This window comes from Flagellimonas abyssi, from assembly GCF_019457905.1.
In the GTDB taxonomy this organism is placed as follows: domain Bacteria; phylum Bacteroidota; class Bacteroidia; order Flavobacteriales; family Flavobacteriaceae; genus Flagellimonas; species Flagellimonas abyssi.
In genome coordinates, this window is record NZ_JAHZSV010000040.1 from 26,665 (window position 1) to 42,456 (window position 15,792).

Here is a 15,792-nt window from a genome sequence, read left to right on the forward strand (position 1 = left end):
AGGTTGTAAGGTGAATCGGATATTTTGGACAAAAAATAGCACCGATCCACTACAAGATATATGAACAAGGCCGATATACCTGTTTTTGAAAATACGAACGATTTACATGAGGCCATTGGTTTTGCCCATAGGAGCCATATGCCTAATTTTGATGTGTTTCCAGTAGAAGATATGGAAGCTTCATCGAGAAGGTGTATGCCGCCCTATCGTCAGGGATTTTATCAGATAGGGTTGTTGAACTATACAGGAAAAAGTCAACTCAATCTCAATACCGATACCTTGGAATTGAATGAGTTTCCTTTATGGTTTGTGGTTCCGGGACAGGTGTTCTCTTGGTTTAGGGACGAAAAGATGTCAGGATATTATGTGATGTTCAGAAAAGAGTTTTTGATCAATACTTTTCCGGATTTGCAGAAAGATTTTCCTTTTTTGAAAATGTCCGAAAACAATGTGCTGATGCTCACCAAAGAAGAACATGAGTCGTTGTATTTTGATATGGAACGGATGCATTCGGTATTTAAAAACCCGCATCCGTATCAAGAGAAAATGTTGGAGGGAATGCTCGGTTCCTTACTGTATTTCTGTAAGGCAATCCATGAGCGCCATAAAACAACGGAAAATCACCTGAGCAGGTCACAGATCATTGCAAATCAGTTTGAAGCGTTGGTGGACAAAATGTATGTGGATACCAAAAACGTGAGCGACTATGCCGAAGAATTGAACATAACACCGAATTACCTGACCACGACCATTAAGAAATTGACAGGCAAGAGTGCCAAGGACATTATTCAGGAACGGCATTTGATGGAAAGTAAAAGCCTGTTGAAATATTCAGGGTTGGATATTGCTGAGATAGCCTATCGCCTAAATTTTCAAGAACCGACACATTTTACTAGGTTCTTTAAAAATTTGAGCGGAGTAACGCCAAATCAATTTAGGAGAATGTAAATAGTTTTATACCGATTTGACCAACAATAAATTGAGAAAAGAAATACTATTAAGAATGAAAAACCATATGCTAAATTTGTAACATGAAATAAATGAGTAATGAAGAATGATAAATATGTTGCCGTTGTAACGGAAGCAGGTAACGGACTGGGCCACAAGTTTGCCAAGATTTTATTGGAGAATGGGTATGAGGTTGTGCTTGCGGCATGCGGGAAAAGCTTTGAATTACTCTCCAAGGACGGGGAGGATTTACACGGATATCAGCTTTTGAAAATCGATTTTAGTTCGGAAGAGAGTTTACGTGTGCTTGAACATACCATTAGGGAATCATACGGCAAATTAGATCTGCTGATCAACAATGCTGAAATTGTCAATGGTTTTGGCCACAAGATAGATCAGATCAATATCGAGGATATAAAGGAGGTCTATGAGATTAATTTTTTCTCTATCATTCGAACCATACAAACACTTAAGCCTTTATTGAATCAGAGTGACGAACCTAGAATCATTAACATCACAAGCTCGTTGGGTGACATCAATAAGATGAAGGATGAAAGTTTTTGTTATTCTGGATATAGTCTTACCGCTTATTCCACTTCCAAAGCAGCACTTAGCATGTTTACTCATTTGCAGTGCAAGGAATTTAAGCCTTCTAAGATAAAAATGTACAGTTTTGATCCTGTAAACATGAAAAACTGTACTTACAACTCCGTAGCCATTTGTGATGGCATCAAAGATGACTTTATTTCCCTCATTGAAAGAAAGCAAAAGAGAGCGTAGATTGCCTCATTGAAAATATTATGTAAGCGCAACTTGTATTTGTACAGCTTAAGTTAGACTACCTTTCTACATCCAACAATTTAATTTTCGCATTCAATTGGTTCATAAATAGATATGGATGATTATGTGTCTGAATATGAAAATCGATAGGGATGCGATGCGTTCTTCATTTTTTAGCAAAAAAAAAGGCCCTAAAATAGGGCCCTCTTTACAGCTTTATGAAAGGCTCAAACTTCCTTCACAATCGCTTAGAAATAGTATGTTTAAGGATTAAAACTTTTTGGTATTACTCACCTCTTTCTTGTTTTTGCTTGTTCACCATGGCTTCCACATCGCTCAACAATTTTTTAGCGTCGTAGACAATACCATCTTTGATGGTGTATTCTATTCCGCCAACTCTTTCCACTTTTGCGGTGTCATCGTTCAAACGAACAGCACCGGTTCCGTAAAGTACTTTTAGGTTTTGAAGCGGGTTCTCGTCCACAATGATCATATCGGCCAATAAACCTTCACGAATCACACCATATTCGATCGGTTTTTTCAAAGGTTTGAAGATTTCTTGGGCACTGTGCATGGTTGCTGCACGGATTACTTCCAGTGGGTGGAATCCGGCTTCTTGGAACATTTCAAGTTCCAATATGGTTCCAAAACCATAGGTCTGGTAAATAAAACCTGAATCTGAACCTAGCGTGATTTTCCCGCCCATGTTCTTGTATTCATTAAGGAACTGCATCCAAACTTGATAGTATTTTTTCCACGCCACTTCGTCTTCAGTGGTCCAGTCGAACCAATATGCACCGTGGCTGGTACGACTAGGGGAAAAGAAATCCATCAAAGAGGGCAATGTATATTTCTCGTGCCAGTCCGCGTTACGGGCTCTCATTACATCTCTACCTGCAGAATAGATGGTCATGGTAGGGTTAATGTAGAAATCAAGTTTCAACAATTCATCAAGAAGCGCGTTCCATTTTTCACCACCTGGTTTAACCATGTCCCACTGACGGGCCACTTGGCCAAAACGGTGCTGCTCATCTCCATAGTTGATGTCCACCGGCCAAGGTTGTACATCGTTGTTCTCGTACATGGATTCGAATAGTCCATAGAAGTGGGTCATACTGGTAAGTCCCAATCTGGCTGCGTCGATGGCGTTCATTTGTGCCACGCCACTTTGTGCAAGGTGAGCGGTGCTTCCCATTCCCAGGGAATTTGCCTCGTCCAGTACGGCTTCCATAATGGCTGGCCTATGGGAGCTCAATTTTAACCCGTCCACACCTTTTTTGTTGGCGTAGCGCACCCATTCCCTGGCATCTTCAGGTGTTAGGATTTTTCGATTTTTCCATTCTTTTCCGGTTCCGATTCTATGGAACGATATCATTCTGGGCGCTACAATTTCGTTCTTGGCACTTCTTTCTTTTTCATTGAGCGACCACTCCAAGTCTCCAAACGGAACACCTCTAACCGTTGTGATTCCATGGGCCATCCATAATTTATAAACGTATTCGGCTTCTGGAGCTTTTGGTGTCCCCCCGGTGTGTACGTGCAAATCTATTAGGCCAGGCATTACGTATTTACCGGTGGCATCGATTTCCTTGGTCTTGCCATTTCCCAGTTTCGGGCGCTTGGATTCATTAATGGCCACTTTTGGGACCCCGACTCTTGCGATATCAACAATTTTATTGTCTTCAACAATAATGTCCACCGGTCCCGAAGCGGGACCACCGGTACCATCAATTAAAATGGCACCTCTAATAATGAGCCGGTCAAAGGGGCCTTCTCCTTCACCCGGTTTTCTGTCAGGTGCTCCAATGGTCTGGGCACACATCAGCAAAGGGAGCAAAAGAAGTGTTGCAAAAAATAATTTTTTCATGATTTAAGGTTTAAATGGTTGGTGGTTGGTCAAACCCATGATTGTGAAAAATGGGCATAAACAATCCGTATTTAATAACACTGTTCAATACTATGTTAAAAAAATATAGATTTAGGGTGACAGAAGGTTGTTTTTTGTCGTTTTTGATAAATAATGGAAGTGTTATTGGGATTAAGACAGCCTGCCTGATAAATGGCTCAAAAAATCATAGAACCCTCATGGTGTAGAAAAATCGTGATCAGCAAATTGAAGGCAGTTGTTCTACTAATTGGGAGAACAAGATCAGAAGAATTGAGGAAATAAAATCTTCTTTTTTGTTGGACCTTAAAAACGCATAGGCCCTTTTCATTTGAGTTTTTACCGTGTTTACTGAAATACCGTTGGCTTCGGCAATTTCAGTATAGCTTTTTCCATCCACTACGACAGACACGAAAATTTCTTTCCTTTTTGTGGGCAATTTATTTATTAAATCATTCAACTTATTGTTTTGTCGATCCGATCTAGGTTCCGGGGCACTAGGGTCCGTTTCAAAAGTATCCAATAGCTTTTGCTCCCTTTTTTTCTTTTCTAAATATTGAAAGCTTAAATTTTTGACGGATTTTTTTGCATAGGCTTCAAAAGATATATTTATCGTGATTGACTCCCTTTTGTTCCAAAACGAAACAAAAAAGTCCTGCACAATGTCTTTTGCAATATCCTTATCCTTTACTATGGAAAAGGAAACCAAGCACAAAAGTGGATAGTTATTTTTAAAAAGCTCTTCAACCTTAAATCTCATAAATTGAGGTTTCGGGGGATATTCATATAAATTTAAAGTTACCGAAATATAAAGTTAAAGTTGATCATTACCCAAAATGGTTGAAAAAATTATTGATTTTTAAAAAAATATTTGATGATTGTCACCCTATTTCAATAAAATACTATCTAATACATGAGAACAATGATCGAATGCATAAGAAAGAAACATTGCGTACACTTTTAAAAAAGTTGAAGGAGTCGACCAGTTGGAAAGATAAATCTGACAAGGAGTTTGAGGATTTCTCTCAAGAATTGATTGAGCGTATTATTGAAGAGGATTTGGTGGACGAATCTTTGGAACTTTTGGAAGGTTTGGATGTGGATAAGGATTGGAGATCCTTAGAGGCAAGAATAACCAAAAACAAGGTTAAAAAACTTTATCCAAAACGAATACTCAAATATGCAGCGATTTTTGTTGGTGTGGTTTCTTTGGGAATAAGTTATGTGTGGCTAAGCGATAATAATAATGATGCCTTATTATCAGGTATGGATGGTGAGCATGTAACATTGGACACGGGTTCGGATAGAACCTTGATAGAGTCACATGGTAGCCATGCCGTTACACTTCCATCAGGTGAAACAGTGGCCATACATAATGGGGATACACTAATTTATGGTTCTAATGAAGAAATCAAGGACTTTGTTTACAATGAGCTCAGTATACCCAATGGGAAAATGTTCACGCTTGTATTGTCAGATGGCACCAAGATTTATTTAAACTCCGGAACAAGAATCAAATTTCCTGTAAAGTTTCCTGAAAAAGGTAGGAGGGAAGTGTTGGTTTATGGTGAGGCATATTTTGATGTGACCAAGGATGAAAAGCGTCCGTTTGTGGTCAATTCCAAGGAAGTTGGGATAGAAGTATTGGGAACACAGTTCAATCTGTCTTCCTATGACGATCAGAGTGAAGTGGCCACAGTATTGGTAGAAGGTTCGGTGAGTCTTTCACGTTCGGAAAACAGTTCTGACAGGATTTTGTTGAAACCTGGAGAAAAAGGTGCATGGAACAGGGACAAGGGAATAATTGAGGTAGAAGAAGTGGATGTTTCTTTACATACCGGTTGGGTGAATGGAGAGGTTGTGTTTAGAAATGCGCCATTTACCGAATTACTGGCAAGTTTGGAAAGAACCTACAATGTGAAAATAGAAAACACCAACGACAGTATTGTTGGACAGACTTTTAGTGCGAGGTTCAATAGAAATGTAGAAAAAATAGAGGATGTTCTTGAGGCCTTAAGGATTATAACACCTTTTGAGTATGAGTTTGTTGATGGTAAGAAAGGTAAAAAGAAGGATGTTAAAATAAAGTAACAGATAACAACCAAACAATAAACTATTAATACTAAAATATATATGCCAATGAAATGACTTTTTTATTAAAAAAGCACACAAAAAAAGGGAATGTTGGCCCATTCCCTCTCTTGAACTGTGTGTAATAAATATCGATTCAAACTAATTAAATCAACTCAAAATTATGAAAAAAAAACCATCTAGAATTCTTTTTTTAAAGAGATTCTTGAAGAATGGTTTATCAACCAAATTGACCATTTTTCTAATAATTGCTTCGATAATCCAAATTCAGGCGGCTAATTCCGATTCGCAGGGAGAAAAGCTTTCGCTTGATTTAGAAGAAGTTACCATAGAGGGTGCATTGGGCGAGATCGAGTCTCGTTCCGAGTATCGTTTTATGTATGAGTACAGTCAAATCCCTTTAAAAAAGAAAGTAAGTTTAAAAACGAAAGACCAAAAAGTGGAGGATATCCTGACACTTTTGTTCAGGGATACTAAAGTGGTTTATCAAATCCGTGGTAGACAAATCATACTGATGAAATCTGCCAGTAAAAAGTCATCGGATGGATTTTCTTCGGCGGAACCCGTTAAGCCAATACTACAGAGTACTGTAACAGGTACGGTCGTGGATTTTAGCGGGGTACCCTTATTGGGTGCGAACGTTATGGTTAAAGGAACGTCCAACGGTGCCCAAACGGATTTTGATGGAAATTTTACCATACAGGCCGAGCCTGGGGACATTTTAGTGGTGTCCTACATCGGTTTTAAGACTTCGGAGACCGAAGTTACAGGTAGCGGTCCCATCACTATTGAACTCCAAGAAGATTCTGCACAGTTGGATGAGGTTGTTGTAACCGCCCTTGGTATTTCCAGAGAGAAAAAATCTTTGGGATATGCAACGCAAGAAGTGGACGGAGAGGATGTGAACAGGACTCCAACGGATAACGTAGTTAATGCCTTATCAGGTAAAATTGCAGGGGTTCAGATCAAGAACAATACCAACATGGGCGGATCCAGTAATGTTGTGATTCGTGGTAGTACCTCTTTAACAGGTAACAACCAAGCATTATTCGTTGTGGATGGTGTTCCTGTTAGTAACTCCAACTTTAACACCGCCGATCAGCAAAGCGGTACCGGTGGTTTCGATTACGGTAATATGGCTTCCGATATCAACCCGAACGATATCAAATCCATTAACGTACTTAAAGGCGCGGCAGCAACGGCACTTTATGGTTCAAGGGCCACAAACGGTGCGGTGATCATTACCACTAAATCAGGAGCCGGTGCAAAACAAAAACCAACAGTAACCATCAACTCAAACGTTACCATGGGATTCATTGATAAATCCACATGGCCAGATTTCCAATATCAGTACGGTACAGGATATGGTCCTGTTTATGGTAACGATGGAATGAGTTTTTTCAATGACCAAGATGTGAATGGCGACGGGGAATTGGATTTGGTGACACCAGCTACCGCATATGGTTCTTATGGTGCACAGTTTGATCCCAATCTAATGGTATATCAATGGGATTCCTTTTACGAAGGATCTCCATATTATCTCCAACCAAGTCCATGGGTTGCTCCGGAAAGCAGATTGATCGATTTCTTTGAAACCCCCGTAACTATGACCAATAGTGTTGCGGTTGCTGGTGGAAGTGATAAGGCAACCTATAGAATTGCCTATACCCGTTTCAATCAAGATGGATTGATGCCGAACAGTAACATGACCAGGGACAACATTTCCATCAATACATCTTTTAATATTACCGATAAGTTCTCCGTTTCGGGAAGTGCAAACTATATACTTACCGATGCCTTGGGTAGAAACAGAACAGGTAGTGAAACTGGTGCCAATGCACAGAACGTAATCTCATCCATGAGAAGGTACTGGGCTATGAACGTTGGTATAGACGAATTGAAAGAAGCTTATTTCAACACGGGAACCAATGTTGACCCATTTATGGGAGGTACAATCGATAACCCTTACTGGGTAGTGTATGAAAACTATCAGAACGATTCCCGTAGTAGAATTTTTGGAAACGTATCCGCAAAATATAAATTCACCGACTGGTTGAATGTGGAAGGTAGGGTTTCCTTGGATACCTATTCCTTTATTCAAGAAGAAAGGAATAATGTAGGTACAGCCGGTGCTGTGGGAAGATATTCCAGGAGAAACATCAACTATAGTGAAGAGAACTATGATCTGATGATCAACTTTAACAGATATGTTACCGATAAGTTGAACATCAGCGGTGTTTTGGGAGCCAATATCAGAAGAACCGATCTAAGTTCCATTTACGCCGAAACAAACGGTGGATTGGTACTTCCGGATTTGTTCTCCCTTTCAAATTCATTGAACTTACCACCAGCACCCATAGAGAATGTGGAGAAAGTTGGAGTTGATGGATATTACGGTCTGGCCTCTTTCGGTTATGATAACTTGATTTATGTGGATTTAACAGGAAGGTTTGACCATTCCTCTACATTGCCGGAAGAGAACAGTACATATTTCTATCCATCCATTTCTTCCAGTTTTGTATTTTCCAATTTAGTGGACAAAAACTGGTTGAGTTTTGGTAAACTTCGTTTAAACTATGCCGAGGTAGGTAGCTCCGCTCCTGCAAACAGTTTGATCGATGTATTGAACAAACCGACACCATTTGGAGCGGTTCCTTTGTACGGTACAAACGATACCAAGAACAATGAAGAATTGTTACCCGAAACAACGATCAGTTACGAGGCTGGTCTTGAAATGAGATTCTTGAACAGTAGATTAGGCTTTGATCTATCTCTTTACCAAACAAATTCCAAGGATCAGATTATCCCTGTGGCCATTTCAACCACAACAGGATACTCTTCTAGATTTGTGAACGCTGGAGAAGTTGAGAACAAAGGTATTGAGGTGGCCATTAATGGAGACATCGTAAAAACGGAGGATTTTCAATGGAAAGCCAATGTAAACTGGGCAAAGAACCAGAGTGAGGTAGTTTCCTTGTTCGAAGGAGGTAGTAACCTACAATTGGGAACTGTAAGTGGAGTTTCCATCAATGCAACTGTTGGGGAACCCTACGGAACCATTCAAGGAACCGACTATATCTACGTGGATGGAAAACGTTTGATCAACCAAGAAACAGGGGCTTACGAGCGTACTACTACATCCAACAACGTAATTGGGAACATTACCCCTGATTGGACGGCAGGTATTACTAACCAGTTTAGGTACAAGAACTTTGATTTGAGCTTTTTGATTGATATTCAAAGTGGAGGAGATGTGTATTCGAACGATATCTCAACAGGTAACCGTTCAGGTCTGTACGCTTGGTCTGTAGGACTTAACGATTTGGGCAATCCAATAAGAAACTCCTTGGCCGATGGCGGGGGTATCATATTGGAGGGTGTAGCTCCTGATGGATCTCCAAATACCGTTAGAACCGCAATGGATAACTACAGAAATGCAACAGGTAGTGTTATGGCACCACAGGCGCATTTCGTATACGATGCATCTTATGTGAAGTTGAGAGAAGTTGCCTTGAACTATAACTTCCCAAAAATGGCCTTTATGGATTCCATTGGTATTCAGTCGCTAAGATTGGGATTAACAGGTTCCAACTTGTGGATCATCCATAAAAACCTGCCATACGCTGACCCAGAAGCTGGATTGAGTTCCGGTAACTTGCAAGGTTCACAGAACGGGGTTTTGCCTACGGTAAGAAATATCGGTTTTAACCTACAAGTTCAATTCTAAACCCAAAAAAATCAGAAAATGAAAAACTATTATATCATAATTTTAATGGCGCTGTTTTTCTCATGTTCCGGTGATTTGGAAGACATGAACGTGGACGTGAAGAACGCAACAGAGGCTCCGGCGGAGACCTTTTTCAACAATGCCGTGAAAAATCTGTCCGATACCATGAGTGGTATCACCTATGGGGCCAATGGTAACCCATTTAATACAACCAGATTGTTGGTGCAGCAAATTTCCTCCGTTACTTATAACGAAGGTACCACGTACTATTCCAATTTTACTTGGAACGAGGTCTATATGGATATCTTGAACAACCTTCGCCAAAGCGCTGAGGTCATTCAGAGCGCAGAGAGTTTGACTCCTGCAAACGAAAACCAATTGGCGATCATAGAGATTGTTCAGGTATATACATGGTCCAAACTTGTGGAGTCTTTTGGAAATATTCCTTATTCACAAGCACTGGATGTGGATAACATTTCGCCAGAATATGATGATCAAGAAGCAATTTACACCGATTTGTTATCAAGATTGACCACGGCTATCAATGCTTTGGATACGTCCCAGCCTTCTTGGGGTCAAGACCTTCTTTACAATGGAGATGTTGCTAGCTGGAGTAGTTTTGGTAGTTCATTGTTGTTCCAGATGGGAATGAGAATCATAGAATCCAATCCAACTTTGGCTACGGATGCCATAACAACGGCCTTGCCAAATATTTTTACCTCAAATGCAGATATTGCGCAAATAGAGCATTTGGAGTCTCAGCCAAATACAGCTGAACTTTGGACGGATTTGGCCGTAGGAAACCGTAGGGACTTTGTGGGAACAGATGTCTTTATAGATTACATGAACGAGTTGGAAGATCCACGAAGATCAGTATTCTTTCAAGAAGTTGATGGTACCGAGGGTGTGTATCGTGGCTCGGAATCTGGACTTGTGGTAGCGTATTTTGATTTCTCCCGATTCGGGACACTATTCTATCAGCCCACCACTCCGGTAATCCTTTTGGATTATGCAACAATTGAATTTTTGTTGGCCGAAGCCGCCGAGAGAGGAATTGCCGGGGTAACCGATGCAGAGGCACACTACAATGCGGCCATACAAGCCAATTTTGATTATTACGGAATAGGCGACAGTGCAGCCGCTTATTTGGCAGATCCAGAAGTAGCATATACTACAGCCCCCGGAACTTGGGAAGAAAAAATAGGTATGCAAAAATGGGTAGCGTTGTTCAACCAAGGATTGGAAGCATGGACAGAGTACAGAAGATTGGATTATCCAACTTTGGAGGCGCCGCCTCAATCCTTTGTTCCCACCGTTCCGGTAAGATTGACATACCCTATTTCCGAACAAACCTTGAACAGGGCCAACTATGAAAGCGCAGCTGCGGCCATTGGTGGAGATCTGCTTACTACTAGTTTGTTCTGGGATGTGGATTAAATTCTTTTAAAATATCCAACTTAACCATAAGATTGCCTGGGCTGAAACCCAGCCTAGGCTCTCATTGATTTTTTATCCGTTTGATTAGCTGAAAAGGGGCAGAATACACGCTATCTGATTTTGATTGCTCAATTAATCAAAATTCTGCCCCTTTTTTATTTATGATCCACTAATTTGAAATGCCATAGGCTTAAATGATTATACCCTACTAACCCTTTTGGACCATCCTCGTCACATTAAAACATAAAAACCATGAAAATAAGACTTAACAAAATCATATATCTTCTTCTCTTGATCGGTACCACGGTATCCGCGCAGCAGTTGAATACCGCAATGGATTCAACAGTAACTGTTCAAGGAAAGGTCAACATCAAAGGGAAAGAAGTAAAATACAAAGCAACCACAGGTAAGCAGCCTGTATGGGACGATAAAGGAAGAATAATAGCCGGACTGTTTTTTACCTATTACCAAAGAACAGATGTGGACAACATTGCCAAAAGACCATTGGTAATTTCTTTTAACGGTGGTCCAGGATCGGCTTCGGTTTGGATGCACATTGCATATACCGGACCAAAAATTCTGAATATTGATGAAGAAGGATATCCGGTACAACCGTATGGGATTAAAGACAATCCCAACTCTATTTTGGATGTAGCCGACATCGTTTATGTGAACCCCGTGAATACAGGTTATTCCAGGGCCATAAATGAAATGGACGACAAGACCAAGTCAGAGACCTTTTTTGGAGTGAAACAAGATATAAAGTACTTGGCTACATGGATAGATAACTTTGTTACCAGGAACAACCGTTGGGCCTCACCAAAATTTTTAATCGGTGAAAGTTATGGAACACCGAGGGTTTCAGGTTTGTCATTGGAGCTTCAAAATTCCCATTGGATGTATTTGAACGGAGTTATACTGGTTTCGCCAACAACTTTGGGAATTGAAAGAGGAACTGTTGCAGGTGCAGCAAATTTCTTGCCCTATTACACCGCTGCAGCTTGGTTCCATGAGCAATTACCTGCTGATTTGCAATCCAAGGATTTAGTAGAGATTCTTCCGGAAGTAGAGGCCTATACCATTGATGTACTTACCCCAGCAATCTCTAAGGGAGGATATTTGCCAGAATCAGAAAAAAAACAAGTTGCAGCAAAAATATCGAGATACTCTGGATTATCCGAGAAAGTGATATTGGAGCATAACCTACGTATACCAAAAACCTTCTTTTGGAAAGAATTATTGAGAGATGAAGGCTACAATATCGGTAGATTGGATTCACGCTACTTGGGAATCGATGAGCAGACCGCAGGCACAAGGCCCGATTATGCGGCAGAACTTACCAGTTGGTTACATTCCTTCACACCGGCCATCAACCATTACTTCAAGAACTATCTCAATTATCATACCGATGTAAAGTATAATATGTTCGGCCCGGTACGTCCTTGGGACAGAAGCAATAATACAACAGGATACGATTTGAGACAGGCTATGGCACAAAACCCATACTTGAATGTCTTGGTTCAATCTGGATATTATGATGGAGGAACAGACTACTTTAATGCAAAATATAACATGTGGCAGATGGACCCCAGTGGCAAGCTCAAAGATAGAATGGAGTGGAAAGGTTATAGGAGTGGACATATGATGTATCTTAGGAATGAGGATTTGCAAACTGCTAACGATGACCTAAGGGAATTTATAGCAAAGTCGCTCCCTGTTGAAGGAATGCCCGCAAAATACAGTAGAAAGTAAACAACTGATGCGGGGTTAAAATAAAATAGACTACAATTAACTTATAAAATGAAGAAACTAAAATTTCACTTATTGATTCTTGCTGTTGCCTTGGTGCAAGGAGCAATGTACGGACAAATTGAAAAAGCACCGGAGCGTGCCGAAGGAGAGGGGCCTTGGAGCCAACTGATCATCAGAGGAGCTACGATGATAAACGGTACACTGGCCCCACCGCAGGGCCCCGTGGATATCGTTGTGGAAAACAACAAAATCGTAGATGTCAGGGTGGTGGGTTATCCAGGTGTTCCAATAGACCCTAAAAGACGCCCAACCCTAAAGCCGGGAGGAAAGGAACTAAATGCCGAAGGAATGTATATTATGCCCGGTTTTGTGGACACCCACGCCCATATTGGCGGAATGGCACAGGGAACTTCTGCCGAGTATGTTTTTAAACTTTGGATGGGACATGGAATCACTACGATTGCCGACCCAGCATCCGGAAATGGTATAGAGTGGACCTTGGAACACAAGAAAAAAAGTAAAAATAATAAGATTACCGCCCCACGAATCAAAGCATATACTGCTTTTGGTAGTAAACTTAACGGTGAAATGGGCAGGGAAAACATTGCCACGCCAGAGCAAGCCATTGAATGGGTCCGTGAAAATGCCAAAAAGGGAGCGGATGGCATCAAGTTTTTCGGTGCACCGCCAAAAGTTATGGAAGCTGCATTGGTAGAGAACAAAAAGTTGGGACTTCGTTCCAAAATGCACCATTCCCAGACCTATGTGGGACAATGGAATGTTCTACATAGTGCACGTGCAGGCTTAACGGCCATGGAACACTGGTATGGACTTCCAGAGGCATTGTTCGATGATAGAACAGTTCAGGATTATTCTTTGGATTATAACTATCAGAACGAGCAAGATCGTTTTGGAGAAGCGGGCCAGTTGTGGACCCAGGCAGCAAAACCATATTCCGATAAATGGAATGCCGTAATGGAAGAGTTGCTCGAGTTGGACTTTACACTATCGCCAACAATGGTAATCTATGAGGCCAATCGAGATTTGGCAAGGGCCAGAAGGGCAGAGTGGCACGAGGAGTATACCTTGCCGACACTTTGGGAATTCTACTCACCAAGCCGTCAATCCCATGGTTCTTATTGGCACTACTGGGGAACAGAAAGAGAGATTGATTGGAAGGCCAACTACGAACTTTGGATGACTTTCATCAACGAATATAAAAACCGTGGTGGTCGTGTAACAGTTGGAACCGATGCAGGTTTTATCTACGAACTGTACGGATTTGCATATCCAAGAGAAATGGAATTGTTGCGTGAGGCCGGTTTCCACCCGTTAGAAGTAATCAAAGCAGCAACACTCAACGGAGCAGAGTCTTTGGGTATGGATGATGAGATAGGTACCATTGCCGTAGGCAAATTGGCAGATTTCGTGATTACAGAAGAAAACCCGTTGGCGAACCTTAAATCGTTGTACGGAACTGGGGCCATCAAATTAATGGAGGACAATACCATTGAAAGAGTAGGTGGGGTAAAATATACCATCAAGGACGGAATCATCTATGATGCCAAACAATTGTTGAAAGATGTGAAGGCGATGGTGGATAAAGAAAAAGAAGCCAAAAACTACAAGATACTGCAACCAGGAATAAAAGGGTAAAATTAGTTTGATTTTAATAGGTTAGAATATACCCTTTTTACAATCGTGGTGGTTGTTCGCAATCACCACGATACTTCACTACAAACAAAAATCACTTCAGTATGAACAAATAGGTTGTTACGGTAAACCTGATGTTTCAACGAGCAAGAAACTTATACCCAATTTTAGGGTAACCTCTATCGTGGCAATTGTTAACAATTTACATCATGTCGGACATTTTAAATTTCAACAATACAGAAACGGCCTTTGCCGCAAAGTCCAATATGGAACTTAAAAAGGCCAAATTCTTATTTGGAATGTTGGAATATGGTCAGCTTACCAAGCTGGCAAAACCTACGCTCAATTTCGCCTTTAAAGCTAAGCTTCCGATAAAAGGAATACTTAAGAAAACCATTTTTTCTCAATTTTGCGGAGGTGAGAGCCTTCAAGAATGCAAAGCTCAAATAGATCAACTTTATCAAAATGGAGAGGTAATGTCCATATTGGACTATTCTGTCGAAGGAGCTGAGAACGATAAAAATTTTGATGCCACCTTAGAAACTCTGCTCAAAATATGTAAGTTCTCGGAATTTCAAAAGCAGATTCCTTTTTTGGTTTTCAAGCCAACAGGACTTGGTAGGCTGGAAATTTTTCGTAAGGTTTCGGAAAATGTACCTATGAATTTGTCGGAATCTGAAGAATGGGCAAGAGTAAAGAAAAGATTTGAAGCTATATGTAGGGCAGTGGCAGAGACGGATAATTTAAAGATTATGGTGGATGCTGAAGAGTCTTGGAGCCACATTGCTGTTGATGGGCTTACAGAGAGTATGATGCTTAAATACAACAAAGAGCGAACCGTTGTTTTTGCCACCGTTCAACTTTATCTGAGTAAAAAATACGATTACCTAAAACATTTAAAGGATTTTGGGAAAAAGAACGGAATCAGAGTAGGGGTAAAGTTGGTTCGCGGTGCCTACATGGAAAAGGAAAGGGACAGAGCTTTGGCACGAGGATATGATAGCCCGGTATGTCCGGACAAATCCACAACGGATAAAAACTTTGATAACGGGGTAGATTTTGTACTTGAAAACTTGGATGTTTTTGATTTGTTTCTCGGAACCCATAACGAAATCAGTTGTAGGGAATTGGTTAAGAAGCTCTACACTCAGGGAATCGGAGTTACAGACTCGCGTGTTTGGTTTGGTCAGCTGTTCGGGATGAGCGATAACATTAGTTTTAATATGGCCAAAGCAGGGTATAATGTAGTAAAATATGTGCCCTTCGGACCAATTAAGGATGTAATGCCGTATTTGATTAGAAGAGCAGAAGAAAACTCATCCGTAGGATCACAGTCTTCAAGGGAAATGGAATTGCTCAAGAAAGAATTACAACGACGAAAGGAAATGGCCAAATTGAGATAATGAATTCGTAATGGTGCATTTAAAGGTCGTAAGGGCATTGCTTTTACGGCCTTTTTTTTGACCAAAATCAAATTGAACAAAAAAAGGCCGTCATATTAATATGACGGCCTTGAAGT

General features: G+C 40.7%; 10 protein-coding genes. 8 read left to right on the forward strand and 2 right to left on the reverse strand.

What is annotated here, in order from left to right:
* Positions 1 to 60 precede the first annotated feature (60 nt).
* Both K1F36_RS17875 and K1F36_RS17880 read left to right on the forward strand, forming a co-directional pair.
* Positions 61 to 948: a helix-turn-helix domain-containing protein gene (locus K1F36_RS17875; RefSeq protein WP_220114996.1), complete on the forward strand. Its 888-nt coding sequence runs from the start codon at positions 61 to 63 to the stop codon at positions 946 to 948.
* Between the two features lie 99 nt (positions 949 to 1,047).
* Complete coding sequence (locus K1F36_RS17880) at positions 1,048 to 1,728, forward strand: SDR family NAD(P)-dependent oxidoreductase (RefSeq protein WP_220114997.1); 681 nt, start codon at positions 1,048 to 1,050, stop codon at positions 1,726 to 1,728.
* A 286-nt stretch (positions 1,729 to 2,014) separates the two neighbouring features.
* Here the strand turns inward: K1F36_RS17880 and K1F36_RS17885 are convergent, their stop codons facing one another.
* Both K1F36_RS17885 and K1F36_RS17890 read right to left on the reverse strand, forming a co-directional pair.
* Positions 2,015 to 3,595 (reverse strand): amidohydrolase family protein, encoded by a 1,581-nt coding sequence (locus K1F36_RS17885; RefSeq protein ID WP_220114998.1) that lies wholly within the window; start codon positions 3,593 to 3,595, stop codon positions 2,015 to 2,017.
* Between the two features lie 238 nt (positions 3,596 to 3,833).
* Positions 3,834 to 4,373: an RNA polymerase sigma-70 factor gene (locus K1F36_RS17890; RefSeq protein ID WP_220114999.1), complete on the reverse strand. Its 540-nt coding sequence runs from the start codon at positions 4,371 to 4,373 to the stop codon at positions 3,834 to 3,836.
* 170 nt (positions 4,374 to 4,543) lie between these two features.
* Between K1F36_RS17890 and K1F36_RS17895 the strand changes: the two genes are divergently transcribed.
* The 6 genes from K1F36_RS17895 (at position 4,544) to K1F36_RS17920 (ending at position 15,676) form a co-directional block, all read left to right on the forward strand.
* A complete protein-coding gene (locus K1F36_RS17895; RefSeq protein WP_220115000.1) occupies positions 4,544 to 5,704 on the forward strand; it encodes a FecR family protein in 1,161 nt (386 codons plus the stop codon).
* 163 nt (positions 5,705 to 5,867) lie between these two features.
* On the forward strand, positions 5,868 to 9,431 hold the full coding sequence (locus K1F36_RS17900; RefSeq protein ID WP_220115001.1) for a SusC/RagA family TonB-linked outer membrane protein: 3,564 nt from the start codon (positions 5,868 to 5,870) through the stop codon (positions 9,429 to 9,431).
* 18 nt (positions 9,432 to 9,449) lie between these two features.
* Positions 9,450 to 10,868: a SusD/RagB family nutrient-binding outer membrane lipoprotein gene (locus tag K1F36_RS17905; RefSeq protein ID WP_220115002.1), complete on the forward strand. Its 1,419-nt coding sequence runs from the start codon at positions 9,450 to 9,452 to the stop codon at positions 10,866 to 10,868.
* Positions 10,869 to 11,120: 252 nt separating this feature from the next.
* On the forward strand, positions 11,121 to 12,620 hold the full coding sequence (locus tag K1F36_RS17910; RefSeq protein ID WP_220115003.1) for a S10 family peptidase: 1,500 nt from the start codon (positions 11,121 to 11,123) through the stop codon (positions 12,618 to 12,620).
* A gap of 48 nt (positions 12,621 to 12,668) precedes the next feature.
* Positions 12,669 to 14,276: an amidohydrolase family protein gene (locus K1F36_RS17915; RefSeq protein WP_220115004.1), complete on the forward strand. Its 1,608-nt coding sequence runs from the start codon at positions 12,669 to 12,671 to the stop codon at positions 14,274 to 14,276.
* Between the two features lie 206 nt (positions 14,277 to 14,482).
* A complete protein-coding gene (locus K1F36_RS17920; RefSeq protein ID WP_220115005.1) occupies positions 14,483 to 15,676 on the forward strand; it encodes a proline dehydrogenase family protein in 1,194 nt (397 codons plus the stop codon).
* Positions 15,677 to 15,792: the final 116 nt, after the last annotated feature.

Bases quoted from the DNA above. Each gene is read 5' to 3' on its own strand.
- K1F36_RS17920 (WP_220115005.1), top strand. From the start codon at position 14,483: ATGTCGGACATTTTAAATTTCAACAATACAGAAACGGCCTTTGCCGCA.
- K1F36_RS17885 (WP_220114998.1), bottom strand. From the start codon at position 3,595: ATGAAAAAATTATTTTTTGCAACACTTCTTTTGCTCCCTTTGCTGATG.
- K1F36_RS17890 (WP_220114999.1), bottom strand. From the start codon at position 4,373: ATGAGATTTAAGGTTGAAGAGCTTTTTAAAAATAACTATCCACTTTTG.
- K1F36_RS17910 (WP_220115003.1), top strand. From the start codon at position 11,121: ATGAAAATAAGACTTAACAAAATCATATATCTTCTTCTCTTGATCGGT.
- K1F36_RS17880 (WP_220114997.1), top strand. From the start codon at position 1,048: ATGAAGAATGATAAATATGTTGCCGTTGTAACGGAAGCAGGTAACGGA.
- K1F36_RS17915 (WP_220115004.1), top strand. From the start codon at position 12,669: ATGAAGAAACTAAAATTTCACTTATTGATTCTTGCTGTTGCCTTGGTG.
- K1F36_RS17900 (WP_220115001.1), top strand. From the start codon at position 5,868: ATGAAAAAAAAACCATCTAGAATTCTTTTTTTAAAGAGATTCTTGAAG.
- K1F36_RS17895 (WP_220115000.1), top strand. From the start codon at position 4,544: ATGCATAAGAAAGAAACATTGCGTACACTTTTAAAAAAGTTGAAGGAG.
- K1F36_RS17905 (WP_220115002.1), top strand. From the start codon at position 9,450: ATGAAAAACTATTATATCATAATTTTAATGGCGCTGTTTTTCTCATGT.
- K1F36_RS17875 (WP_220114996.1), top strand. From the start codon at position 61: ATGAACAAGGCCGATATACCTGTTTTTGAAAATACGAACGATTTACAT.